The organism is Variovorax beijingensis, assembly GCF_007828835.1.
Taxonomy (GTDB): Bacteria; Pseudomonadota; Gammaproteobacteria; order Burkholderiales; family Burkholderiaceae_C; genus Variovorax; species Variovorax beijingensis_A.
This window is the reverse complement of sequence record NZ_VIVL01000005.1, coordinates 361,187-386,409: the sequence shown is the minus strand read 5'-3', so window position 1 is coordinate 386,409 and position 25,223 is coordinate 361,187. Positions and strand designations below refer to the sequence as shown.

The window sequence follows — 25,223 nt, the reverse complement described above, 5'->3', positions numbered from 1 at the left end:
CGACGGAGCCACCTGCCCTGCCCGTTGCGCGCAACCGTGTCAGCCGCCTTGATAACATCCAGTTTTGTCTCTTGAGGGAGTAATGCCGATGCTGGATGAGTCAGCCCTGAAGGCCATGCGTCCGACTGTCCTGACGCCCGCATACGGCGGCAATGTGTCGATAGGGTTCACCAAGAGTTTGCTGGCACTGACAAACGCGGCCTGGCGAGCGGAAACTTTGTTCAGCATCCGAGTCGAAGTTGGATCGAGCTTGGTCACGCGAGCCCGCAACGAAATGCTCGTGGATTTCTTGCTCGATCCAACCCTGACGCATGTCATCTGGATTGACGCCGACATCAGCTTCGATCCCAGCGACATCATGCGCTTGCTTCGATTGGACCTGGACGTCGTAGCTGGCGCCTATCCGATCAAGAACTTCATGTGGCCAATTGACATCCCTCCCGGCACCACAAGAATCGGGCGTGCGGATTTCGAGCGCCTGAGCACCAGGTTCCCCGTCAACTCGGGAGCCGGCCTGCCAGGCATTCCCGACGACAACGGTGTGATGGAGGTTGCCGAAGCGCCGACTGGCTTCATGGTCATCAAGCGCTCCGTCTTCGAAGCATTGATCCAGCACTACCCCCACCTGCGCTACGTACCTGACGGATTGTGGTCACCCGAGCGTGCGGCGCTGTGCTATCGCTTTTTCGATGTGATGGTGGACGAGTCCACCCAACGCTACCTGTCCGAAGACTATGCGTTCTGCCATCGTTGGCGCGCCATCGGCGGAAAAGTCTTTATCGACACCACGGTGCAACTGGGCCATACGGGGAATTACGAATTCCGCGGCAGGTTTTCCGACGCGCTGTCACGCCCTTATGCCATCGGTGGGCGTCAGTAGCAGAAGAACAGATCCCAGGTCGACGGACGCAGCGACACGTGCGCGGGGTCAATGCGCTTGGCAGCAACTCAAGGAAGATCGATGGAAGGCACGGCCGGTGAGATCGATCGCGATTTCGATGCGATATTGCAAATTCACCAGAACGGCCTTCTGGACCAGGCGGAAGCCGGTTATCTGGAAATTCTGAACCGTGCCCCTTACCATCATCCAAGCCTTGGGATGCTTGGGATCCTGGGCATTCAGAGAAAGCGTCTCGAAGAAGCGATGCGCTACGCCGATCTCGCGATTGCCATCGAACCGCGCATCTCGAACACGCATGCAACCCGCGGCAACGCCTTGCACGGACTGAAGCGCTACGAAGAAGCCGTGCAGGCCTATCAAGTGGCGCTGGCGCTGGATCCAGGCGGGCACGACGTTCTGACCAATCTTGCGAACGCATTGAAGCGGCTTGGCCACTTCGAGCGGGCATTGGAGTGCTACGACCGCGCATTGGCAATGTGCCCGGCCTCGATCGACACGCACTACAACCGGGGCGTGGCGTTGCTCGAGAAAGGACGGCATGCCGAAGCGCTGGATGATTTTGATGCGGTACTGGCCGGAGCGAGTGATGACCTCGACGCCTTGTGCAGACGCATCTACGCACTCTGCGGCCTGCAACGCCACCCGGACGCTTTGGCCGAAAGCGAAAGGACCATCGCCCGCCACCCGTCATCGGCAGACGCCTGGAGAGCCCACGGCCATGTGCGCCTTGGAATGGGCGACTCCATGCAGGCTGCGCAGGCATTCGAGCGCGCGATCGAACTCAGCGCTCCGTCATCGGGCGGGTGCGGGGACGAGCACTTCCTGGCCGCGCGCGCACTCGTCGGAGGAAACCGACATGAAGAAGCGTTCCTTCATCTCGAACAAGCCCTGAAATCCGATCCTGTGCCAGCTTACGCAGCAGGAGACCATTTCCTTGGCATGGCCCAAACGCTGCGCTGGCACGACTTCGATCACGTCAAGGCCCGCCTGTGGAGGCCGTCATGCGGGGCGAGTCGGCCGCCACGCCGTTTGTCATGGCGGTCGGGTGCGATGACCTCGACGTGATCCGACGTGCGGGCGCGAGGTTCATCGAGGACTTTGTTCCAGAAGCCGAGCCATTGCCCCTGCCCGAGCGCGCCAGTCACGAGAAAATCCGCCTGGGCTATTTTTCTGCGGACTTCCACGCGCATGCGACCACGCTGCTGATCGCCGAGCTTCTTGAGAAGCACGATCCCGCCAAGTTCGAGGTGTTTCTCTTTTCTTTCGGTCCCTCGACTTTCGACGACATGACGGGACGCCTGTCCCGAGGGGTGGACCACTTCTTCGATGTTTCCGAGGAGTCGGACAGCACGGTCTGCGCCTTGTCCCGCAAACTGGAAATCGACATAGCGATCGACCTGAAAGGCTATACGCAGAACTGCCGCCCGCGGATCTTCGCCGGTCGCGCCGCCCCGGTGCAAGTCAACTATCTGGGCTATCCCGCCAGCATGGGGGCGGCATTCATCGACTACATCGTGGGCGATGCGATCGTGACACCGCCGGAACATGCACCCTTCTACACCGAGCAGATCGTCACCCTGCCCCACTGCTACCAACCGAATGCGCCCGGCTTGCGTTCGATCGCACCGATGCGTACCGACAGGGCGAGCGCCAGGATTGCAGCCGGCCTTCCCGCGAACGGGTTCGTCTTCTGTTGTTTCAACAACACTTACAAGATCACTCCGACGGTCTTCGCCACGTGGATGCGAATCCTGCGCACCGTCCCCGACAGCGTGCTCTGGCTGTACGAAACAGACGGCCGTGTCGCGCCCAGACTGCGCGATGAGGCCGTGAAGAACGACGTTGAACCCGGACGGCTGGTCTTCGCGCCGCGTCAGCCCTTGGGCGAGCATCTCTGTCGGCATGCGCTGGCGGATCTGTTCCTGGACACCTTTCCATGCAATGCCCACACCACGGGGAGCGATGCGCTCTGGGCGGGCCTGCCCTTGCTCACCTGCCTCGGAACCACATTCGCCGGCCGCGTTGCCGCCAGCTTGCTCCATGCCGTGGGGCTGCCGGAAATGGTGATGCCCACGCTCGACGCGTATGAGTCAAGAGCCATCGAGCTGGCGAGCGATCCCGGCGAACTCCAACGCCAAAGAGAGCATCTGCGCTTGGCAGGAACGAATGCCCCATTGTTCGATATCGACCGGTATCGATGCAGCATCGAAGAGGCATATCGGATCATGCAGGAACGCAGCATGAGATGCGAAGCCCCCATGCCCATCATTGTCCCGGCGTGATCATGCGGCAACAGCGCGGCCGGACATGAATGCGCGGGACCATGCCTGCAAGACATGGTTGCTACAGCGTCATCCCGGCTCGCGAGATGGCGCCGATGTCCCCGATATGGTCGTAGTTGCCGCCATGGGTCATTCGAAACCACGGGACGCCCCACACCCGGCCGCCCGCCCGGCGCACCTTGTTGCAAAAGGAGATGTCTTCCGAGATGTGGAAGCCATCGACCACGGTGTCTTCAAAGAACACATTCAGCTCGATGTGCTGCGATCCCATCCTGACGCGCTGAACGCCATGCGCGATCAGGTGTTCAAGGACGCAGCGGCCGATCAACATGACGCCCGTCCCAATGGCCTCGACTTCCACGGGACGATCTTCGAACACCTCGTCCATGCGCCCCGAGATCGGCTTGAACATGCCTTCGAAGGATCCGGCCAGCGTGGCCATATCCCTGCCAGTCAATTGAGGCTGCGTGCGTGCAGCCGCCGTCACACGCTCCCAGTTCAGGCGTTTGCGTGGGCTGATGGCGGCAACGACGTCATGCGGCCCCAACGACTCGCTGGCCACCAGCATGCGCATCAGATCCTCCGGCGGAAAGGACATGTCCGCATCGACGAACAACAGATGAGAGAGGCGGTCATCGCGCAAGAACTCATCGGCAAGCAAATTGCGCGCGACCGCAATCACACTCGAACTCGACGACCACAGCAGCCGGCATCCGATCCCCGCGTTCATCGCCAGCGCTTGAATCCCGAACAGCGTGTTCGCGTAGCTCATGAGCACCGTGTTGTTGTATGCCGGCGTGGCAATCCCCAGATTGGCGACTTTTCTTGCATTCGGCATCGTGCCTGCCTTGGATGAATGAGCTACGGAACTTCGCCAGAGTATGCCAACAAGCAAGGCTCAAACCCCTGGTACGCAGCCAGGGGCTTCCGCGCGGCACTCCGAGTGTGAGTCCGCGCCCTACTTGCAGGCGAAGCTGGCCGCCGACTCCAGATCGCCGCCCACATAGCTCGCCACCTTCGGATACGGGCACAGGGGCCGCGTGCGTGCGGCCGACCAGCCGGCGGGCAGTTCCGTGTTGACCACGTTGGCGCCGGCGCCGCGCGCGGTGGCCACCACGGAATCCGGCGCCTTGCCCTTTTCCACCCAGGCCACCAGCGGCGTCAGCATGTCGAACTGGTCCGTGGCCGGGCCTCGTCCGCAATGGTTCATGCCGGGCACCGGGAAGAAGCGCGCAAAGCCGGAGGCATCGCCGCCATTGGCCGCACGCAGTTCGTCATACCAGCGCGTCGTGTCGTCCGACGAGAACACCGCGTCGCTGGTGCCGTGGTAGACCATGAGCTTGCTGCCGCGGTCGCGCAGCGCCGCGAGGTTGCCCGGGTTCGGCGGCGTCATGAAGGACATGGCCGATTCCGTGTAGAGCGCGGTGGTCGCGAAGATGCCCGGCGCATCGGCGTCCATGCTGAAGCCCAGCGCGAAGTCGATGCCTGAGGGGCGGCTCGTGCCCAGCGGCGGCGAACTGAACACGAACCCGACCGCGGCCGTGTCCAGGTTCTGCGAATTGGAGAACTCCCACTGCCGCCAATCGGCGCCGTTGATGCCCGCGTCGTAGGGAAAGCCGCTGTAGAGCGCGGCGCCCGCGGTGTTGCGCGCCCCGCCGAAGACGTTGTCGAGCACGGTCTTCTGCGCGGCCGTGAGGCAGCTGCCGTCGCGGGCGCCGCTGCAGGTGGGAACGTCCGTGGCCAGCTTGAAGGCAGCCTTGCATCCCTGCACATCCGCGACGATGCCGTCGGTTGCGCCGTCCAGTGCATCGCACTTCGAGCGCACCGCGGCGGCCACCGTGTTCATCTCGGCCTGCGTGAAGGCCGTCTGCAGGTCCGGCTTGCCCGCCGGCGTGTTGGCGGTCGTCACCTGGGCGTACTGCTGCACGCCGTAGAGCTGCGCGACCGCGGCCTTCGGCAGGTTGAAGCCGGGATTGCCCGCCAGGATGCCGTCGTACTCGTTGGCGGAGCGCGCGGCCGCGACCATCGCATGCCGGCCGCCGTTGGAGCAGCCGCCGAAATAGGAGCGGTCGGCCCCGCGGCCATAAGCCTTGGCGATCAGGTTCTTGGCCATCGGCGTGAGCTGCGCGACGGCGTTGTAGCCGTAGTCCAGGCGCGCCTGCGGATCGATGCCGAAGACCGGGTTCTGCGCGCCCGAGTGGCCCGCATCGGAGCTGATCACGGCAAAGCCCATGTGCAGCGCGGTGGTCGTGGGCGCCCCTCCCCCGACCCCGCCCGAGGCCGGGACCACGCTCCCGTCGAGCCCGCCGTTGGCCTGGTAGAAGAAGCGCCCGTTCCAGTCGACCGGCAGACGCATCTCGAAGCCGATCGCATAGGTGCGGCCGTCGATGCTGCTGGTGCGTTCGTTCATCTTTCCCTGCACCAGGCAGTGCGCGGGCGTGGGCGTGCTCACGCCGGCCACCGTGAGGGTGCCGGCCGCGACGGAAGTGATGCTGGTGTAGACCGTGCCGTTGAAGGCGGCCTTGCTCGCGAGGTCGGTGCACGACTGCAGCGTGCCGGGTCGTGCCTCCGGCGAAGCCGCGGGCGGCGGCGCAGCGGGCGCAGGCGGCGGTGCCGCCGGTGCGGCCGGAACGATCGGCAGGAACGCAAAGCCGCTCCCGCCGCCGCCTCCGCCACAGGCCGCGAGCAAGGCGGCCGCACCCACCGCGGCCCATGCCGGCCGCCAGGACGATGACACGATCTGATCCATGCTGGTCTCCTCGGCCGGCGGCGCTTCGTCGGCCACAAAGGTTATTGAAGATAACCAATGTAGTTTTGATTGATAACCAAATAACGAGGACAAACCCGGATGCCGCCGGACAGCGCTAGGCGCTCCCGTCACCCAGGTAGCTGCGCAGGCCTTCAAGATCGATCACCTCGACGCCGCCGTGCTCCACCCGCAGCAGGCCTGCGCGCTCGAGCGCATGCAGTGCCCGGTTGGCGCGCTGGCGCGAGACCGCAGACAAGAGCCCGATCTCATCCTGGGTCAGGCGGATGAAGCTGCTCGCCTGCGGATAGAGGATCGGGTCGAACAGGCTGGCCAGGCAGCGTGCAACGCGCGCGTCGGGACCCAGCAAGCGGTCGAACTCCATGAGGCCGATGAACAGGCTCAGGCGCGCATTGATGTGCGACAGGAGGAAGCGGTCGAAATCGAGGTTCGTCGACACGAGGCGTTCGAAGGTGTGGCGCGGCACGCAGGCCACGCGCGTCGGACGCATGGCCACGCCGTCGTAGCGCCACGGGCCGGGCTTCAGCAGCGACCCTTCGCCGGCCCAGCCGCCCGAAGTCACGCCGGTGAAAGTGGAAACGCGGCCATCGGCCAGGGACAGCGACATCTTCACCAGACCCTCGATGACGCCGAGCCAGAGATCCGCGGGCTCGCCGCGGCGCATCACGAAACCGCCGGCCGGCACCTCGCGCTCGTACGACTCGCGCACCACGCGGTCGAGTTCCTCGGCCGCCAGGGTCTTCGCCCACAAGCTCTCGCGGAGCATGGTCTCCATGGCCTTCGACGGCATCCGTGTTTCCTCCGCTCGCTGTCCCACTCGTCCGCCCGCGCCGGCCCTGCGTGGGGAGGCCTGTGGGGCGCGTAAGGAATGTCTTCAAAAAGACATTTTTGTCGCGGCGATCATGACATATTGACCACCGTTCGCCACAACACAACCATAAGACTGGAGACAAGGATGGAACATCCGGAATCGGGTGCTGGCCCCACGCCTGCGCCATCTCATGACGAACCGCCGGGCATGCGCCGGCGCGACCTGCTGGGATACGCGGCCTCCGCGCCGCTGATTTCAGCCGCCGCGGGACTCGGCGGCCTGGCGGCCCCTTCGTCGGCGCGGGCCGCGATACTGCCGATGACTCCACCTGACACGACCGACCTGATCGACATCGGCGATGCGGTGACGGTCACGGCGCTGCCGACCATGCCGCTGGTCAAGGTGAGCAACCTGGCGAACGGCCGCGTCCGGCTGGAGCTGCCGCGCTTCGAATCGGGCCAGGGCATCGCCACCGCCGCCGCGATGATGCTGGCCGACAAGCTGGGCCTGCCGCTGAACGCGATCGAGGTCGGCTCCGCCGACGCCAGTCCGGAGCTGATGTTCAACCAGCTCACCGGAGGCTCCTCGAGCGTGCGTTCGCTGCATGCGGGCATGCCGCTGATCGGCGGGCTGGCCACGGGCTCCGCCAACGCGGTGGTCGGCCAGCGCGTGACGCGGCTCGACGCGCTGGACATCGTGACCGGACGCAAGAAGTTCACGCTCGACCAGGCCGTGCCTGACGCCAAGCCGACCATGGTGTGCCGGCCGCCCACCATCAACGGCCAGTTCGTGCGCATCAACAACACGACCGCGGTGATGGGCATGCCCGGCGTCCTGGGCATCGCGCCGATTCCCGCCACGAACGGCATCGTGCCCACGCCGCCCGGTGTGGCGGTGATGGCCGAGACCTTCGGCCAGGCCTGGGCCGCGGTGAATGCGCTCGACGTCACCTGGACCGCGGGTGCGGTCGCCGGCGAGTCCAATGCCAGCATCCAGCAGCAGCTCAAATCCGCGCTGCTGCCCTTCCTGCTGCCGCCGCTGGGTGCTCTGACCGTCGAGGGGGAATTCGAGTTCGCCGCGGTCTCGCACTGCCCGATGGAAACGGAATGTGCCATTGCCGACGTGCGCGCCGACCGCGCCGAGATCTGGTCCGGCCTGCAGAGTCCGATCGTCACGCAGCAGGCGGTGGCAGCCGATCTGGGCCTGCCGCTGGACAAGGTCAAGGTGCATGCCGTGCCCTCAGGAGGCTCCTTCGGGCGCCGGCTGTTCTGGGACGCGACGCTGCAAGCGGTACAGATCTCCAAGGCGCTGGGCCGGCCCTGCCGCCTGATGTACCACCGCACCGACGACATGCGCCACGGCCGCGTGCGCCCGCCCATGTTCCATCGGGCGCGCGCCACGATGCTGCTGGGCCAGGTCATCTCTTTCGAGCAGCGCATCGCCGGCGTGCGGCTCGACACGCGCCACGGCTTCGGCGAGATGCTGGGCGCCGCGGCCATTGCACTGCCCAACGGCTTTCCGCAGACGGTGGGCAACTTCGCCATCGAGCAGGTCATGTTCAAGACCATGGTCGCTTCGCCGTACAACTTCGGCGTCACCACCAAGCTGCTGACGCCGGTCGCGATGGACATCAACACCTGCTCCTACCGCTCGGTGCACATCCAGCCCTCGCGCCTGGTGGAGGAGATCCTGGTCGACGAGATGGCCAGGGCGCTGCGCAAGGACCCGGTCGCCTTTCGCCTCGAATACCTGCGCCTGCCGCGCGCACGCGCGGTGCTGAAGGCCGTGGCCGAGGCGGCGCAATGGGGCAAGGCCATGCCGGCGGGGTTTGCACAGGGCGTGGGCGTGCACCAGGAGTCGAAGTCCTTCACCGCCTGCATCGTCGAGATCGACGCGCGCGTGCCGACCGACCTCAAGGTGACCCGCGCCACCATCGCGATCGACGTCGGCACCCCCATCAACCCCTCGGGCATCGAGGCGCAGATGCAGGGCGGCCTGTGCGAGTCGATCTCCATCGTGCTGACGGCCGGGCTGCACATCCAGAATGGCCTGCCGCTGGAGGGCAGCTACTCGCAGTACCACTTCGCGCGCATGAAGAACTACCCGAAGGACGTGAAGGTCATCATCATGCCGCCCAGCAGCGGCGAGGCGATCGGCGGCCTGGGCGAGGTGGGCCTGTCGGCCAGCTCGGGCGCGATCGCCAACGCCTATGCGCGCGCCACCGGCAAGAAGCCGCGAAGTTTTCCGCTGAACTTCCCCGTCGATTTCACCCCCATCCCCCCGGGCAAGCTGCCCACGCCGGTCGTCGTGCCGGTACCCGCCTGAGGAGTCCGCCATGCCTGTGCAATCTTTCAAGGTGAACGGCGGCCACGTCGACGTCGAGGCGCCCGACGACATGGCCCTGCTCTGGGTGCTGCGCGACAAGCTAGGCATCACCGGCCCGAAGTACGGCTGCGGCATCAACGTGTGCAAGGCCTGCACCTGCCACGTGGACGGCAAGGCGGTCACCGCCTGCTCGACGCGGGTGATGGATGTGCGCGGCCGGCAGGTGACAACCATCGAGGGGCTGGCCAACGGCAACACGCTGCATCCGGTGCAGCAGGCCTGGATGAACCTCGACGTGCCGCAATGCGGCTTCTGCCAACCGGGCCAGATCATGGCGGCGGTCGACCTGCTGCGACGCACCCGCAATCCCACCGACGCGGACATCGACGCCATCGAGAACGTGTGCCGCTGCGGCACCTACGGCCGCGTCCGCGAAGCGATCAAGGCAGCTGCGGCCATGATGGGTTAGCAGGTCGGCACGCGTCGGCGGACACAGCTGCGAACTCCATTTCGGGGGGCCGCACGCCAGCTGCGCTTCGAAGTGGACGGGGACGGCGCGAAGGCGGACCGTCTGAATGTTTCGAATGTTTCATTCGAAAACACCCCAAATGGTGATGGACGTCCATTCAGTAACGCCTAGCCTCTGATGCGTAAGCTAATAACGACAGGAGACGGCCATGATTCCCCAGCTGCGCAACCCCTCCGTCGGCCGGCACGGGGCGTCTGGTCTCATCCAGCAGGACGATGCGCAGGCCTGGGAGCAGCTCAACGAGCGGCCTTTCGCATTCCGGCATGGCCTGGCCGGCCATCCGCTGTTGTCGATCGAGCGCCTTGCGCGCCTGTCGGAGCGCGCGTTCGACCGCGACCACTACAAGCGCTACTTCAAGGCCGCCGAGCTGAAGCTGCCGCGCGACACGCTCAAGGCGCGGTTCCGCGAAAGCATCGAGCAGATCGGCGAGAACGGCAAATGGGTGGCGCTGCACTACATCGACGAGATGGATCCCGAGTACGGCGAGCTCTTCGATCTGCTGCTGGCCGACGTCGAGGAGATCACCCGCCGCCCGGTACGCAGCCAGATGACATGGGGCAGCCTCTCGGTGTTCCTGAGCGCGCCGTGGCTGCCGGTGGCCTACCACTTCGACCACGAGACCAACTTCCTCATGCAGGTGCAGGGGGAGAAGGACCTGCACCTTTATCCGCGCGAGTTCGGCACGCTGACGGCGCCGGAGATCGAGGACTTCTACCGCCACAACCCGGTGGCCGGCATCTACCGCGACGAACTCGCGGATGCCGGCAGCGCCTGGAGGCTCGTGCCCGGCATCGGCGTCCATCATCCGCCCCTTGCGCCGCACCGCATCCAGAACGGCAAGGACGTGTCGGTGAGCCTGGCGCTCTACTACGTGATGCCGGAGATGGAGGAGCGCGGGCACGTCTACCAGGTGAACTACTGCATGCGCAAGCTGGGCTTGCGTCCGCGCGCGCCGGGCGAATCGGTGCGTTCGGACCGGGTGAAGATCAACCTCATGCGCGCGCTTTCGACCTCGAACCCGCGCACGCACGATGAGCTGCTTTATTCGGGCGTTTCGCGGCTCGCCGCGCCGTTCCGATGGGCCAAGCACCTGCGCGAGGGCCGGGCGTAGCCAGCCTCGGTGGCGGGCACGCCGCAAGCGGCGCGAGTTCCCGGCATGTGCAGCGTCATCCCTGGCGATCGGATGCCCGGCTGAACTGCACGATGCGTCGTCTTCTTTGACGCAGTGGGCCTCTCGATCTAACGAATATCGGCCATGGGCGACCTTGCGCAGGCGTATTCAGTCCGAAGTTACCGGAGACGACCAGCGGCCGGCCCGCGTCGCGGGTCAGCGATTGGCTGCGCTCGGACCGCTTGCGGACCTTGTCCTCGGGCACGGCGTGCCCTGCCTTCGTCCCCCTGTCGTCGAGCCCCACGCCCGGCCATGCCCCGGCGCCGGTGCCGGTGCCGACGGTTGCGCCAAGAATCTTCTTCCCACGACGCTGGCGGGTGCATCGCTCAGCTTCTGGATGAAACGAAGTGTGCCGGTGTCCACTCGACGGCTGGTCCGGACTCAAGGCCCGCGAGGATGGCGGTTCGATTTGCGGGCGGAGATCGCCCGCGCCGAGGCATTGGGCGCCAGCACAGGGGAATGCTCGCGCTGAGCGCACGGCCAAGGCTGCGCCCGCCAAGGGGGTCAGCGGTCACCGCCAGCGTCCTGGATCAGCTGCGCGGCCGCTTCGCCACACGTGAAAAATCAAGCAAATCGAATTTGACTTCGACGTCGTTCCAGATCTGCGATGTCTCCTTCATTCATCCCGGGTGCCCCTATCGGCGAAGAACCTGTTCGCGGCTTGTCGAAGGTGAACGCGGCACGACGTCTTACGCACCGGGTTGCCTTTCGAAAAAGAAGCAGTCAGGCAGGATGGCCGGCGCGATGTAGTCGACGTCCTTGACCGACACCCCGCAGGCGAAGAAGCCGTCGCGCCAATGCCGGACAACATCGACGAGTCGATCGATTTCCCCGCGCGCTTCTTCCGCCGACAATCCGAAACGCCCCGCCTGCGACAGTAGGTTGTAGATGCTGGCGGTGCGACCGTAGTCGCCGACAGTCAACGCCAAGTCGCGCCTCTCCAGGCTGACCACAGGTGCGGGCACGAGGTCGTAGGCCGGAGACAGCCGCCAATCCTTCTGCCTGCGCAACAGGGCGTGATTGCGAGGATGATCATCGTTGTTGGTCACGGCAGCATTGAAGACCATCCGCCTGAAGAGTTCGGCACAGTCAGCTTCCGGCTTGTCAGACCATCGACGCAAGTTGTCGGCCAGCAGCGGGTAGGACCAGCGCTCGCGGTCCAGGTGGCTGTCACCACAGTCAAGCACGGTCAAACCGCTGACAAGACCGAAGCGAAGGTAACCCTTGTCGGTGTGGTCGCGATCGAAGCGCTGCAACATCAGCACATCGCTCTCGCCAACGGACTGGAGCCGCGCCTGTGTGACGTTCAGGCCGCACCTCCGAGCCAAGTCGAGCGTCGCAAATTCGACCCGCTGCAGATTGAAGCGGTCATCTCTGGCGGGAAACTTGCCGAGCCAGAGGCTTTGCGCGTCCTCGATCGTGGCCTTCGGCCGCGCACCACCCATGCTGGTGCCAGGATCGAGCTGCTCGAGCAGATGTGCAGCCACCGGGCGCCCCTCCTCGATCGCCTGCGTGGCCGCGATCAGCTCGGCCAGCTGGTGCGTGCGGTTGTACCGGCGCTTGGGTGCGGGCGGTTCGGCCTTCAGCCCGAAACTCAGGTACCCTGCCCCGTCTTGCGGTCCATGGAGCAAATAGTCGATTTCCTGGAGGTCAGCCGCGCTGCGCTCGAGCTTGTGCTCGATCACGCGTCGTCCCCAGGCGTCGGGGCCGGCGTCTCGAACGGCACCGGGAATCCCCTTGAGCTGGGTGAACTCGAAGACTTTCTTGGCAAGAGGCAGCTGGAACGGATCGAGTGCAACCGCCTCTTGGCGCTGAAGGTAACGGTCGCCGTAGCGAAACCGCCCAACCTGCGTGCCATCGGGCAGCGTCTGCACCCTGAGCAGCGCTGCCGGCACCGTTTCCAACGTGCCGGGCAGCTGAACGTAGACATAGGCCTCGCGCTCAGAAGTCATAGTCGTCGCTCGCCTTGCGGGCCTTGCCCGCCCGCGTCGGGCGACGCGACGCTTCGAGCGCCTTGCCGTGGAGATCGGTGTCGGGATCCGCAACAGCGTCCAGAGACTTGTCCAGGCCGAGTGCCCACAGTACCGTGAAGCACACGCCGACCGCCGTACCTGGCTTACCCAGCTCAAGCGCCGTGAGGGTGTTTCGGTTGATACCTGCCTTGCTGGCGAGATCGGCGACCGACCAGCCGCGCCGAATCCGCGCCACCCGGATGCGCTGACCCAGCTGCGCAATCCGCTGGGTGGCTTGCAGGGGAATTACAAATTTGCTCACTAAGTTAGGCATTCGATGGGTTCAATGCCCATTATGTTAGGCTTTTTTCCACATACAGTACAAGACGCGCATAAATAAAATGTCGCCAAATTAGGCAAACAGCTTAATAATGCCCTGTATATTAGGCATGCGAAAGGCCTACTCTCGCGCTTCCTGTCGCCATGAAGCGGGAGCGTGCCGGGTTGCACCCTCTTCGGGCGTGGGGCTGGCCGCCGGCATGAAACGCAGCCTTGGAAAATTACTTCCCGGACGCTGCAACGGCTCTCAGCCGGAGCGGCATGCCTTTCGCGGGGTTCTGGAGGTAGCGCGGATGGGACGAGGCCTTGCTTCTTTTGACCCATGGCAGCATGCCGTTCCCCTCACTCACCTTCCAGTTCTTCATGTTGAATCATTCGATTGCAGATGATTCGATATGAAACAAAACGGTGCGTCACCAGAAAGCCGGCGAGAGGGGGACACCCCTCGTCTCGCAGAGCCCGAAAACCTCATTGAAGCGATGAGCAGGTGGCAGATGTGGCAGCGCTGAAGCGAACTGGTAGCCGCCACCGCAACGAGGACCGACCCGAACTGAGGGCCGGGTGACCGGCTTCCTCTGTCTCTCAGCTGATGGTCACCCCCTCCAGCCCAAGACTGATCGTCGGCATGGTTCGTGTCCTTCGGCTCATCGGGACAGCACGCGCCCGGCCCTGAACTTCCGTGAGCCACTCGTTGCGGAAGCTCGGCCGCCCGTTTCTAATCGAAAACTTGACCAGGTTCCGAAATGTAATCAAGATCGCAAGCATCTAATCGTTTTCTGGGCTGCTGCCTAGGTTTCTAAATGCCTGACTGGATCGGTTATCGATGGCTGGCCGAACGGTACGGCGTCGTTGCCGTCCAGGCGTTTCGCATGGACAGTGCCATCGGCAAATCGCGTGCTACCGTACGCGAAAGCGGTTACGCCCATCAACAGTATCCCCCAGCTGCTCGCCCTGCGGAGTCGCTGGCGGGCCACCTGACCTTCGCCCTCAAGCATGAGGGCGTTCACCTGGAATTCCTCGCACGGCTGTTCGAGGCCGCGCCGGCCGGCGAGCTGGAAGCCTGGGTCGCTGCGGAACCCACGGGACAGTATGCCCGTCGTGCCGGCTTCTTCTACGAGTACCTCACGGGACGGTTGCTCGATTTCCCGGGCGTCACGGCCGGGAACTATGTGACCGCGCTCGATGAAGAGACCTATCTGACCTCCTCCCAATCGACCAACAACCAGCGGTGGCGGGTGCGTGACAACCTGCCCGGCTCGCGCGACTTCTGCCCAATGGTGCTGCGCACGCCCGCAGTCCGGCAGGCCGAGCTTTACACGTGTGCGGAGCATCTGGCTGCCCTCGAGGCGGAGTTCGGCGCCGACATCCTGCAGCGCAGCGCCGTTTGGCTCACCGTCAAGGAAAGCCGTGCCAGCTTCGCGATCGAGCACGAGGAGCAGCACGTCGACCGGGTGCGGCGCTTCGCCGCCGCGATGGAGCGCTGGTGCGGCCGGCACCAGGATCCCTTGTCGGAAGCGTCGTTGGGAGAGTTGCAGGCCGAGATCCTGGGGCCGCGCGCCACGCGTTACGGTGTGAGGCGCTCACCGGTGTTCGTCGGCGAAGTGGACGGCTTCCAAGAGGTCGTCCACTACATCGCCCCCCACTGGGACGATGCGCCGCAGTTGCTGTCCGGATTGCGCGACTGCGCCGAGCGGACCGCGGGCGGCTCCGCCCTGGTCCGCGCCGCCGTGCTGTCGTTCGGCTTCGTCTACATCCATCCGATGTCCGACGGCAACGGCCGCATCTCGCGCTTCCTGGTCAACGACGTGCTGCGGCGGGACGGCGCCGTGCCGGAGCCTTTCATCCTGCCCGTGTCGGCGACCATTACCAGTTCGGTGATCAAACGCCGCGGCTATGACCAGGTGCTCGAGCTGTTCTCGCAGCCTCTCATGCGCCGCTACATCGACGCCTGGCGCTTCGGACCGGAGCAGTTGGCCGAGGACGGCGTGCGCTACAACCTGCAGTTCGACGGCTACGCGGACGCGTTGAAAGCGTGGCGTTACCCCGACCTCACGGACCACGTCGAGTACATCGCTGACATTGTGCGCGTGACCATCGAGCAGGAGATGCGTAAGGAAGCCGGCTACCTGCGCAGCCTTCGGCTGGCGCGGGAGCGCGTGAAGCAGGTGATCGAAGGACCGGACACCGACATCGACCGCATCATCCGATCGGTGCGGGACAACGGAGGCAAGGTGTCGACCAAGTTGGCGAAAGAGTTCCCCGCGCTGGCCGACGACGCCACCGCCGCCGAACTCGTTGCCGCACTGCAGTCCGTCTTCCAGGGCACGCCCGCGGAAGGGACGCCATGACCATGGCGCGCCACCACACGCAATCCAGTGGTCCAGTTGCGGACACATTGCGCGAGGCTTTCCGCCCGGGCTGCGGACAGCAGCAGTCCCGGGGCTCCGACGTCATGGGTGTGGCCGTGCGCACGAAGGCGCAGCTCGACGGCACCGTGAGCGAGGTTCTCGGCGACGAGGTGGCCAAGGCCCTGAATCGCAACAATCGCGTGCAGCTCAAGGGCATCACGATCCAGTTGCTCCGACCACAGCAATCTCATGACCACCTTCGAGGGCCACTTGGACGAGGCCGAGCGGGAGCAGTTGCTGTCGCGCATCTACGTCGTGCTGACACAACCTGACGCCGCCGCGATCCTCGAACAGCTGCGGTCCGAGCTGTACCGCGTTTCCCTGCACCATCTGGACCTGTCGGTGCAGATGCCGGAAGGCTGGTGGTTCAAGCGCGTGCTGAATGAGCTGGTCCATCCCGACGGCGGCATCCCGCGTGCCGAGATTGATGCCAGATTTCGGAGATCCAGGAGTCGCTCAAGCCGGATTCGCTGCCGATCGACGAGGAACTCGACGCCCTCATGGTGGCGCTCGACCAGCCGGAGTTTTCGAACCGCCCGTTCTACAAGCAGGTTGAACTCGTCGGTGACAGGCAACTTCGCATCCGCAACGCGGTCACCAGTTACCTGTAGGCTTTCCGGCAGCGTTCGGCGTGGACGCGCCGTGACCTGCTGCTGCTCGACGCCGATCTTCGGAAATACGACGAGCGCCTGCACGCCGAGTGGGAGTTGCAGCACGCGCAGGTCTGCGATGAACTCGGACCCGATGCCACCGAGACGGCAATGGCCCAGGCCGGACGCGCCATCCTGAAGCGGAGCGAAGAACAGCGCACCGCCCGGACCTGCACTTCCAGCACTCCTCACACCACCGGCGGCAATCGATCCAGCAACTTGTCGAGCGTGATCGGATAGCTGCGCACCCGCACGCCCGTGGCGTTGTAGACCGCGTTGGCCACCGCGGCGGCCACGCCGCATATGCCCAGTTCCCCCACCCCCTTGGCCTTCATCGGCGAGGAGATCGGGTCGGTCTCGTCCAGGAAGATCACCTCCTGGTGGGGAATGTCGGCATGCACCGGCACCTCGTAGCCCGCCAGGTCGTGGTTGACGAAGAAGCCATGCCGCTTGTCGAGCGCCAGCTCTTCCATCAGCGCCCCGCCGACACCCATCGTCATGGCACCGATCACCTGGCTGCGCGCCGACTTGGGGTTCAGGATGCGCCCCGCCGCGCACACCGCGAGCATGCGCCGCACGCGGATCTCGCCGGTGGCGGCATCGACGCCCACCTCCACGAAATGCGCGCCGAAGGTCGATTGCTGGTACTGCTTGTCGAGGTCGCCGTATTCGATGCCGTCCTCGGCCATCAAACCTTCAGCGCCCGCTGCTTCGGCCAGCGGCACCGCACGCTCGCCGAAGCGCACCATGCCGTCCGCGAATTCCACGTCGACCGCGCCGAAACCCAGCTTGGTTGCCACGGCTTCGCGCAGCTTCATGCAGGCCGCATAGACGCCCGAGGTCGAGTTGTTGGCGCCCCACTGCCCGCCCGAGCCGGCCGACACGGGATAGGCCGAGTCGCCCAGCCGCACGAGCACCCGGTCCAGCGGCACGCCCATCGTCTCGGCCGCGGTCTGCGCGATGATGGTGTACGAGCCGGTGCCGATGTCGGTCATGTCGGTTTCCACCGTGACCATGCCCCGGTTGTCCAGTCGCACGCGCGCGGCCGACTTGGTCAGGAGGTTGTTGCGGAACGCCGCGGCAACGCCCATTCCCACGAGCCAGCGACCGTCGCGCTGCTGTCCCGGCGTGGCGTTGCGCCTGCTCCAGCCGAAGCGCTCGGCGCCCGTGCGCAGGCATTCGATCAGCCGGCGCTGGGAAAACGGACGCTGCGGCTTCTCCGGATCGACCTGCGTGTCGTTGCGCACGCGGAATTCGACCGGGTCGATCGCGAGCTTCTCCGCCATCTCGTCCATCGCGATCTCCAGCGCCATCATGCCCGGCGCCTCGCCCGGCGCGCGCATGGCGTTGCCCTCGGGCAGGTCCAGCACGGCCAGCCGCGTGGTCGTCAGGCGGTTGGCGCCGGCGTACAGCAGCCGGCTCTGGTTGACCGCGGTTTCCGGCTGCCCGCCCGGCAGGTCGCCGGACCAGCCTTCGTGCGCGATGGCGGTGATCTTGCCGTCCCTCGCCGCGCCGATGCGGATGCGCTGGATGGTCGCGGGCCGGTGCGTGGTGTTGTTCATCATCAGGGGCCGCTGCAAGGCCACCTTCACGGGCCGCTTGGCGGCCCGCGCGCCCAGCGCGGCCAGCAGCGCATCGGCGCGCACGAACAGCTTGCCGCCGAAGCCGCCGCCGATGAAGGGCGAGACCAGGCGCACGTTCTCCTTCGGGATGCCGAGCGTCTTGGCGACATCGCCGACGCCCCACGCAATCATCTGGTTCGATGTCCAGATGGTGAGCTTGTCGCCCTGCCACCGCGCAATGGAGGCGTGCGGTTCCATCATCGCGTGCGACTCGTCGGGCGTGGTGTAGGTGGCATCGAGCTGCACGGGGGCCGCGGCGAACGCGCCCGCGAAGTCGCCCGCCTTTGTCAGCGGCTCGCCGGAAAACGGATCGGCCTTGGGCATCTGCGCCGCATCCTTTTCGGCGGCCAGGTCGAAGCGCCCCGGCGCACGCGTGTACCCGATGCGCACCAGCTGCGCCGCGGCACGCGCCTGCTCGAAGGTGTTGGCCACGACGAGCGCGACGGCCTGGTGGTAGTGGTCGATCTCGGGGCCGCCCAGGAGCCTGGCCGTATTGAAGTCGCCCTTGCCGAGCTTGCCGGCATTGCGCGCGGTGATGATGGCCAGCACGCCCGGCGCGGCGCGCGCGGCGCCCAGGTCCATCGAGGCGATGCGGCCTTTCGCGATGCCGGCACCCACCACCCAGCCGTAGGCGGCGTTGGGCACCTCGGTGTGGCGTTCGTAGGCGTAGCGTGCGGTGCCGGTGGTCTTCATCGGGCCGTCGATGCGGTCGGTCGGCTTGCCGATGATCTTGAGCTGGTCGATCGGATTGGTGGTGGCGGGCGTGTCGAATTTCATGCTGCTCAGCTCCTTGCTTGCGCCAGTGCCGCGGCCAGCGCGCGCTCGGCCAACGGCAACTTGAATGCGTTCTCGTGCGTCGGCTGTGCGCCGGCCAGCAGCTGCGCGGTCACCGCCTTGGCGCCTTGGGGCATCGCCGCCTCCGCGGCCTCCACGCGCCACGGCTTGTGCGCCACGCCGCCCAGTGCGACGCGGCCCGAGCCGTCGCGCTGCACGACCGCCGCAACGGACACCAGCGCAAAGGCATAGGAGGCGCGGTCGCGCACCTTGCGGTAGATCTGCGTGCCGCCGATCGGCTTGGGAAGCGTGACGCCGGTGACCAGCTCGTCCCGCTCCAGCGCCGTCTCGATGTGCGGCGTGTTGCCGGGCAGGCGGTGGAAGTCCGCGATCGGGATCACGCGCGTGCGGCCGTCGGGGCGCACCGTCTCCACCGCCGCGTCGAGCACGCGCATCGCCACCGCCATGTCGCTCGGATTCGTCGCGATGCAGGCCGTGCTCGTGCCGACCACTGCATGCTGGCGCGTGATGCCGCCGATGGCGCTGCAGCCGCTGCCCGGCTGGCGCTTGTTGCAGGGCTGGTCGGTGTCGTAGAAGTAGGGGCAGCGCGTGCGCTGCAGCAGGTTGCCCGCCGTGGTGGCTTTGTTGCGCAACTGGCCGGAGGCGCCGGCCAGCAGCGCGCGCGACAGCACGCCGTAGTCGCGGCGCACGCGTTCGTCGGCAGCCAGGTCGGTGTTGCGCACCAGCGCGCCGATGCGCAAGCCGCCTTCGGGCGTGGGCTCGATCCTGTCCAGCGCCAAGCCGTTCACGTCGACCAGGTGCGTGGGCGCCTCGATCTGCAGCTTCATCAGGTCCAGCAGATTGGTGCCGCCCGCAATGAACTTGGCGCCGGGGTTGCGTGCGACCGCGGCCGCCGCCTGCGCCGGGGATTGCGCCTTCTCGTAGGTGAAAGGCTTCATGCGCGGCTCCCGGCCACCTCGCTGATGGCATCGACGATGTTGGAGTAGGCGCCGCAGCGGCAGAGGTTGCCGCTCATGCGCTCGCGCAGTTCCTCGGCCGACAGCAGCGGGCGCGCGGTGAGATCGGCGCTCACGTGGCTCGGCACGCCGCGCTTGATTTCGTCGAGCACGGCCACCGCCGAGCAGATCTGGCCGGGCGTGCAGTAGCCGCACTGGTAGCCGTCGTGCTTGACGAAGGCGGCCTGCAGCGGATGCATGTTCTGCGGTGTGCCGAGGCCCTCGATGGTGGTGACCTGCCCGCCGTCGTGCATGACGGCCAACGTCAGGCAGGAATTGATGCGCCGGCCGTCGGCAATGACCGTGCAGGCGCCGCACTGGCCGTGGTCGCAGCCCTTCTTGGTGCCAGGCAGGTGCAGGTGCTCGCGCAGTGCATCGAGCAAGGTGGTGCGCGTGTCGAGATCGAGCGAATGCGTTTGGCCGTTGACGTTCAGCGACAGCTTCGCACGCGGTCCCGCGGCTGCCGGGGGCGCGGGCTGCGCGGCCGCGGCCGGTGCGGAAGCGGACGAAACCGCCGCGGCGGTGACCGCGCCGGCAATGAGCGCGTCGCGCCGAGAGATCAAGGGCAAGGGAATCGTGGGACTGTCCATGTCGGCTCCTGTCGTTCGAAGTTCGGATGCATCGGCCATCGCTTTTTTTGATATCACGCGCCACCGGCGGTCGCAATAGGAGAACGGATGCCATGCACCTGCGAACAGTTTCATCGTGTCTTCGGCTCTCCATTTTTCTGGCGCCGCGCGGGGACGGACAGGGGCATTCCGCTTGTTTTCTTGCCCAATCCGCTGATGCCGCAAGCTATTGCTTACGGAAGTTCCTATGCCAGGCGCGGCAGTCCTTGCCTGGGCGCCTCGGCGCCCCGCGCGGCCCCTCGCAGCACCTCGATGTCCCGCTTGGGCGGCGCACCGAACAGGCGGCTGTACTCGCGGCTGAACTGCGAGGGACTTTCATAGCCGACCCTGAACGCCGCACCGGCCGCATCGAAGTGTTCGCTCAGCATCAGCCGCTTCGCCTCGTTCAGCCGCAGCCATTTCTGGTACTGCAGCGGGCTCATCGCGGTGAGCTGGCGGAAGTGGTGGTGAAAGGTGGGTGCACTCATCTGCACGCGCGCGGCGAGTTCGTCGATGCGAAGCGGCATGGCGTAGTTCAGCTTCAGCCAGTCGATGGCCCGGGCGATCCGATAGCCCTGTCCGTCCACCGATGCGATCTGCCGCAGCTTTGCAGCCTGGTCGCTCATCAGCAGCCGGTAGTGGATCTCGCGCTGGATCAGCGGTGCGAGCACCGGGATGGCGTGCGGCTCGTCCAGCAGTTCCAGCAGACGGCAGAACGGCGCCAGGATGGCGGGCGTTGCCGCACCGATGCCCACCCCCACGCCGATCGGCCGGTCGCGCGGCGGCGGCAGGCCGCCCTGCGCGATCAGCTCGGCCAGTATGCGCACATCGAGCTTCAGCATCAGCCCCAGGCAGGGCTGCCCGGGGCTTGCCACCCTCACCTCCGAATTGGCAGGCACGTCCAACGAGGTGACGAGGAACCGCGAGGTGTCATAGGCATAGGCCTCGCCGCCGATCCACATCTGCTTCGCGCCTTGTGCAACCAGCACGATGCTCGGCTCGACCATGCACACCGCAGGCGGCGCGGGAGCATCGCGCCGGAAGAAGCCGAGGCCGGCAATGGGTGTTTCGAAGTCGCCCGCTCCGGGCGTCCGCGCGCCGATGATCTGCGCCATCGCTTCCTGTGGCGGCCTGCATTGAGCTGCCGCGTCGTCGTGTCTGGATGCCATGCTGCTTGGAGCCTTCGAAAAAGACTCTAACCCGCCGGCCCGGACTCCATCTGCCAAGGAGCGCTGCCGCCATTGGATCAGGCAAGAAATCCAGCGAAGTGCGCAACCGATGGCTTGTGCACTCCTTCGCACGGGGCCCGTCGCGCCTGAGCCACAGACGAGCAGAGCGAATACTAAATCACGCTCTTTTTGTGATTTAGTTAATAAAAAGCAAACTCAAGTTAACAATAGTCAGCTTTTGTGTAGTTCCTGTTACATATCCTCGCGCGCTCACGCTCGGCGCTCCAGCACCGCGGGTTGACCGGCCCTGCCGCCCCCGCTCCTGGCTCGGACAGCGCCGCTCCCCCCGCGGCGGCGGAACCAACCAGGAACATCATGAACAGAGTTTTTCGCATTGTGTGGAACGACAGCCTCGCGGCATGGACCGTCGTGTCGGAGCTCAGTCGCGGCCATGCGAAGGCAAGCGCCGCTGCCAGCGCGGCAGGCGCTGCGGTGGTCGCCCTTGCCTTGGCAAGCGTGTCAATGCCGGCGGCTGCGGATTGCGCGGCCGCGGGCGCGGCCATCACCTGCGCAACGGCAGGCGGAACGCAGAGCACGACCGTGGGGGCGGGGCCGGCCACGGCCGACAACACTTCGGTGGATGTACAGCCGGGTGCGCTGGTCAGCACGGGCAACAGCTCCGCGATCAGCCTTGGCAACAATGCCGCCATCACGGTGCGCGGCGGGGCCACGGTACAGAACAGCTCCACCAACGGCAACAGCCAGTATCCCGGCGGCATCGGCGCCAACACGATCGAGTTCAACAGCAACAGCACCCTCGTCATCGAGCAAGGCGCCAATGTCTTCGCCGACGGAACCGCCGGCAACTCGGAGGCCGTCAATCCCGTCGGCAGCGGCAACACCATCATCAATCACGGCACGGTGCGGTCGACCCATGCGGCGATCTGGTTCCAGGCGAACTCGGGCAACAACACCATCGTGAACACCGGCAGGATGGAAGCAGGCTATGTGGCGGGCAACACCAACCCCGGCACCTCGACGGTGTTCGGCGCGAACGGCACCTCGGCCGTCGATTTCACCAACAAGGGCAGCGTCATCGGATCGCTCAGTTTCGCCAGCGGAAATGATGCCTTGCATGCCTACACAGGCTCTTCGATCACCGGCAACATCAGTGGCGGAGGCGGCGCCAATCTGCTCACGCTCGAAAGCGACGACGGCGCCGCCGCGGCGACCTTCGCGCCCCTCTCCTTGATCGGCTTCCAGACGCTGCAGAGCAATGGCGGCATCTGGACCTTCAATGTCGCGCTGCCCGCTTCGGGCATCACCAGCACGACCGTCAATGGCGGTACCCTGATTCTGGGCGCCGACGCCAGCATCTATACGGGCAGCATGAATGTCGCGGCGCAGGGCGTCCTGCAGAGCACGGCGCAGTTCGCGCCCCTGGCGATCGGAAATGCGGGGCTCGTGCGCTTCGCCCAGCCGTCCGATGCCACGTACACCGGCCTGGTGACTGGTTCCGGCGGCATCGAGAAGACCGGCGCGGGCGTGCTCACGCTGACCGCGGACCAGGCCTTCACCGGCCTCACCACCGTTTCCGCGGGCACGCTGCAGCTTGGCAACGGCGGCACCACCGGCTCGGTGCAGGGCAACATCGTCAACAACGCGACGCTCAGCGTGAATCGCTCGAACGCGCTGACGGTGTCGGGCACCATCAGCGGCAGCGGCGCGCTCGTGCAGGCCGGCGCAGGCACCACGATCCTCACGGCCGACAACAGCTACACCGGCGGCACCGCCATCGAAGCGGGCACGCTGCAGCTGGGCAACGGCGGTGCCACCGGCAGCATCGTGGGCAACATTGCGAACAACGCGACGCTGGTCCTCAACCGCTCGGATGCGCTGACGCTGCCGGGCACCATCAGCGGCACCGGCTCGGTCGTGAAGGAAGGCGCCGGCACCACGACGCTCACCGCAGCCAACAGCTACAGCGGCGGCACCGCGCTCAAGCAGGGACGGCTGAACGTCGGCCACAGCCTGGCACTGGGCACCGGCGCGCTGGCGATGGACGACGGCACCACGCTCGGCTTCGTGGCCGACGGCCTGAACCTCGCCAACGCCATCGTGTTGACCGGCAACAACGATCCCGTCATCGACACCGGCGCGTTCAGCGAGACGCTCAGCGGCAACATCAGCGGCGGCGGCTTCATCACCAAGCTGGGCAGCGGCACCCTCACGCTCTCGGGCGCCAACACCCATACCGGGGCGACCAATGTGGCCGAAGGCACACTGAAGGCCGGCGCCACCGGCACCTTCAGCGCGGCCTCGGCGCACACCGTGGCCAGCGGTGCCACGCTCGACCTGGCGGGCTTCAGCCAGACGGTCGCCTCGCTCGCCAACAGCGGCATGGTCTCCACGGTGGGCACCGCACCAGGGACCACGCTCACCGTCAACGGCGCCTATGTGGGCAACAACGGCGTGCTGCGTCTCGGCACCTTCCTGGGCGACAGCTCCAGCGTGAGCGACCGGCTGGTGCTCAACGGCGCGGGCGCCTCGGCCAGCGGCAGGACGAGTGTGCAGATCTTGCAGCTCGGCGGCCTGGGCGCGCTGACCACGGGCAACGGCATCGAGGTGGTCTCGGCGCTCAATGGCGCCACCACCACGGCGCAGACCACCCGGGACGCGTTCACGCTCGCGGGCGGCCACGTCGATGCGGGCGCCTTCGAATACCGCCTCTATGCCGCCGATGCCAGCGGCGCCGGCGAGAACTGGTACCTGCGGTCGACCACGACCGCGCCGGCAACCCCGCCGACATCGCCGACATCGCCAACCACCCCGCCCACCACCGGCACCGGCGGATCGCCCGGCGGCGCCGGTACGGGTGCCGTGCAGGTGCCCGCCTACCGCGCCGAAGTTCCGTTGCTCTCGGCGCTGCCCAGCCAGTTGCGCCAGATGGACCTGGCCATGATCGGCAACCTGCACCAGCGCATCGGCGACGACGATGTCCAGGCAGGCGGCACCGCATCGAGCGGCACCGAGCGCCGCGCCTGGGGCCGCGTGATCGCCACCGACATCGACATCCGCCAGCAAGGCACCGTCGATCCTCACAGCAAGGGCAACGCCAAGGGCTTCCAGGCCGGCACCGACCTGTTCGCCACATCGAACTGGCGCGCCGGCGTGTACGTCGGCCAGCTCGACGGCCGCGCGAGGGTCAGCGGCTTCGCGAGCGGCATTGCCCATCTGGCCGTCGGCTCCAACGACCTGCGCAGCCAGTACCTGGGCGCCTACGGCACCTGGACCGCCGATTCGGGCTTCTATGCGGACGCCGTGCTGCAGGCCGGGCGGCACCGCTACACCGTCGAGCCCCTGTCGACGCTGCGCAGCAGCGGCAAGGGCGACGGCCTGATGGCATCCATCGAAGTGGGGCAGTCCTTTGCGCTGGGCGCGAGCGGCTGGAAGATCGAGCCGCAGCTGCAGCTGATCCACCAGCACCTCAGCCTGGACAGGCTCGCGATCTCCGGCGCGAACGTGCGGCAGGACAGCGACGACGGCTGGATTGCGCGCGTCGGCGTGCGCTTGAAGGGCGAAATGTCCACGGGCCTCGGCACGCTGCAGCCGTACGCCCGCTTCAACCTCTACAAGGCCAGCGGCGGTGCCGACGTGGCCCGCTTCATCTCACCCGCCGCCACGACCGGCATCACGGGCCGCACCGGCTTCACCGTCAGCGAACTGGCCGGCGGCCTGACCTTGGCGCTGAGCCCGACGACCAGCGTCTATGGCGAAGTCGGCAAGCTGTGGGCCTCGGGCGGTGCGACGGACGTGAAGACTTCCGTGCAAGGCTCGATCGGCTTGCGCATGAAGTGGTGAGCGCCCGCCACGCCGACGATGGGGGCGATGCCGCCGCC

At 66.2% G+C, this 25,223-nt stretch carries 20 protein-coding genes; 10 read left to right on the top strand and 10 right to left on the bottom strand.

What is annotated here, in order from left to right:
• The first annotated feature begins 82 nt into the window (after nucleotides 1-82).
• From FB547_RS17810 to FB547_RS17800, 3 genes are all read left to right on the top strand, one after another.
• Complete coding sequence (locus tag FB547_RS17810; protein WP_261380323.1) at nucleotides 83-880, top strand: hypothetical protein; 798 nt, start codon at nucleotides 83-85, stop codon at nucleotides 878-880.
• 81 nt (nucleotides 881-961) lie between these two features.
• Nucleotides 962-1,966: a tetratricopeptide repeat protein gene (locus FB547_RS17805; protein ID WP_186454194.1), complete on the top strand. Its 1,005-nt coding sequence runs from the start codon at nucleotides 962-964 to the stop codon at nucleotides 1,964-1,966.
• Nucleotides 1,903-3,183 (top strand): hypothetical protein, encoded by a 1,281-nt coding sequence (locus FB547_RS17800; RefSeq protein WP_145744454.1) that lies wholly within the window; start codon nucleotides 1,903-1,905, stop codon nucleotides 3,181-3,183. The genes FB547_RS17805 and FB547_RS17800 overlap by 64 nt, the downstream gene beginning before the upstream one ends.
• Nucleotides 3,184-3,244: 61 nt before the next feature.
• Here FB547_RS17800 and FB547_RS17795 read toward each other — a convergent pair whose 3' ends face one another.
• The 3 genes from FB547_RS17795 to FB547_RS17785 form a co-directional block, all read right to left on the bottom strand.
• The gene (locus tag FB547_RS17795; protein WP_145744452.1) at nucleotides 3,245-4,021 is read right to left on the bottom strand and encodes a hypothetical protein; all 777 of its coding nucleotides are present in this window, start codon (nucleotides 4,019-4,021) and stop codon (nucleotides 3,245-3,247) included.
• 120 nt (nucleotides 4,022-4,141) lie between these two features.
• Complete coding sequence (locus FB547_RS17790; RefSeq protein ID WP_145744451.1) at nucleotides 4,142-5,932, bottom strand: tannase/feruloyl esterase family alpha/beta hydrolase; 1,791 nt, start codon at nucleotides 5,930-5,932, stop codon at nucleotides 4,142-4,144.
• A 115-nt stretch (nucleotides 5,933-6,047) separates the two neighbouring features.
• The gene (locus FB547_RS17785; protein ID WP_145744449.1) at nucleotides 6,048-6,740 is read right to left on the bottom strand and encodes a Crp/Fnr family transcriptional regulator; all 693 of its coding nucleotides are present in this window, start codon (nucleotides 6,738-6,740) and stop codon (nucleotides 6,048-6,050) included.
• A gap of 165 nt (nucleotides 6,741-6,905) precedes the next feature.
• Between FB547_RS17785 and FB547_RS17780 the strand changes: the two genes are divergently transcribed.
• The 3 genes from FB547_RS17780 to FB547_RS17770 all read left to right on the top strand — a co-directional run bounded on the left by FB547_RS17780 (nucleotide 6,906) and on the right by FB547_RS17770 (nucleotide 10,726).
• Nucleotides 6,906-9,086 carry a xanthine dehydrogenase family protein molybdopterin-binding subunit gene (locus FB547_RS17780; RefSeq protein WP_145744447.1) on the top strand — a complete coding sequence of 727 codons (2,181 nt, stop codon included), beginning with the start codon at nucleotides 6,906-6,908 and terminating at the stop codon, nucleotides 9,084-9,086.
• 10 nt (nucleotides 9,087-9,096) lie between these two features.
• The gene (locus tag FB547_RS17775; protein ID WP_145744445.1) at nucleotides 9,097-9,555 is read left to right on the top strand and encodes a (2Fe-2S)-binding protein; all 459 of its coding nucleotides are present in this window, start codon (nucleotides 9,097-9,099) and stop codon (nucleotides 9,553-9,555) included.
• A 208-nt stretch (nucleotides 9,556-9,763) separates the two neighbouring features.
• Nucleotides 9,764-10,726 (top strand): hypothetical protein, encoded by a 963-nt coding sequence (locus FB547_RS17770; RefSeq protein WP_145744443.1) that lies wholly within the window; start codon nucleotides 9,764-9,766, stop codon nucleotides 10,724-10,726.
• Nucleotides 10,727-11,475: 749 nt separating this feature from the next.
• On the opposite strand, the gene FB547_RS17765 is transcribed toward FB547_RS17770, so the two are convergent.
• Both FB547_RS17765 and FB547_RS17760 read right to left on the bottom strand, forming a co-directional pair.
• Entirely contained in the window at nucleotides 11,476-12,738 is a 1,263-nt protein-coding gene (locus FB547_RS17765; protein WP_145744441.1) for a type II toxin-antitoxin system HipA family toxin, read from the bottom strand.
• Nucleotides 12,728-13,060 carry a helix-turn-helix transcriptional regulator gene (locus FB547_RS17760; protein ID WP_261380322.1) on the bottom strand — a complete coding sequence of 111 codons (333 nt, stop codon included), beginning with the start codon at nucleotides 13,058-13,060 and terminating at the stop codon, nucleotides 12,728-12,730. Before FB547_RS17760 ends, FB547_RS17765 begins: the two co-directional genes overlap by 11 nt.
• 817 nt (nucleotides 13,061-13,877) lie before the next feature.
• Here FB547_RS17760 and FB547_RS17755 point away from each other — a divergent pair.
• Nucleotides 13,878-15,425: a Fic family protein gene (locus FB547_RS17755; RefSeq protein WP_145744439.1), complete on the top strand. Its 1,548-nt coding sequence runs from the start codon at nucleotides 13,878-13,880 to the stop codon at nucleotides 15,423-15,425.
• A complete protein-coding gene (locus tag FB547_RS17750) occupies nucleotides 15,422-15,757 on the top strand; it encodes a hypothetical protein (protein WP_145744437.1) in 336 nt (111 codons plus the stop codon). The genes FB547_RS17755 and FB547_RS17750 overlap by 4 nt, the downstream gene beginning before the upstream one ends.
• On the opposite strand, the gene FB547_RS17745 is transcribed toward FB547_RS17750, so the two are convergent.
• Nucleotides 15,734-16,201: a hypothetical protein gene (locus tag FB547_RS17745; RefSeq protein ID WP_145744435.1), complete on the bottom strand. Its 468-nt coding sequence runs from the start codon at nucleotides 16,199-16,201 to the stop codon at nucleotides 15,734-15,736. The genes FB547_RS17750 and FB547_RS17745 overlap by 24 nt on opposite strands.
• On the opposite strand from FB547_RS17745, the gene FB547_RS33865 reads away from it, so the two are divergent.
• Complete coding sequence (locus FB547_RS33865; RefSeq protein WP_410000806.1) at nucleotides 16,133-16,375, top strand: ABC-three component system protein; 243 nt, start codon at nucleotides 16,133-16,135, stop codon at nucleotides 16,373-16,375. The two genes, FB547_RS17745 and FB547_RS33865, sit on opposite strands and share 69 nt — an antisense overlap.
• Here the strand turns inward: FB547_RS33865 and paoC are convergent.
• The 4 genes from paoC to FB547_RS17725 all read right to left on the bottom strand — a co-directional run bounded on the left by paoC (nucleotide 16,324) and on the right by FB547_RS17725 (nucleotide 21,324).
• On the bottom strand, nucleotides 16,324-18,534 hold the full coding sequence (paoC, locus tag FB547_RS17740) for an aldehyde oxidoreductase molybdenum-binding subunit PaoC (protein ID WP_145744433.1): 2,211 nt from the start codon (nucleotides 18,532-18,534) through the stop codon (nucleotides 16,324-16,326). The genes FB547_RS33865 and paoC overlap by 52 nt on opposite strands.
• A gap of 5 nt (nucleotides 18,535-18,539) precedes the next feature.
• Complete coding sequence (locus FB547_RS17735) at nucleotides 18,540-19,490, bottom strand: FAD binding domain-containing protein (protein ID WP_145744431.1); 951 nt, start codon at nucleotides 19,488-19,490, stop codon at nucleotides 18,540-18,542.
• Nucleotides 19,487-20,137, bottom strand: coding sequence for an aldehyde dehydrogenase iron-sulfur subunit PaoA (paoA, locus tag FB547_RS17730; protein WP_145744429.1), 651 nt, complete (start codon nucleotides 20,135-20,137; stop codon nucleotides 19,487-19,489). Before paoA ends, FB547_RS17735 begins: the two co-directional genes overlap by 4 nt.
• A gap of 224 nt (nucleotides 20,138-20,361) precedes the next feature.
• The gene (locus FB547_RS17725) at nucleotides 20,362-21,324 is read right to left on the bottom strand and encodes an AraC family transcriptional regulator (protein ID WP_145744428.1); all 963 of its coding nucleotides are present in this window, start codon (nucleotides 21,322-21,324) and stop codon (nucleotides 20,362-20,364) included.
• A gap of 375 nt (nucleotides 21,325-21,699) precedes the next feature.
• Here FB547_RS17725 and FB547_RS17720 point away from each other — a divergent pair, with 375 nt between their 5' ends.
• The gene (locus FB547_RS17720) at nucleotides 21,700-25,185 is read left to right on the top strand and encodes an autotransporter outer membrane beta-barrel domain-containing protein (RefSeq protein ID WP_145744426.1); all 3,486 of its coding nucleotides are present in this window, start codon (nucleotides 21,700-21,702) and stop codon (nucleotides 25,183-25,185) included.
• The last annotated feature ends 38 nt before the right edge of the window (nucleotides 25,186-25,223 follow it).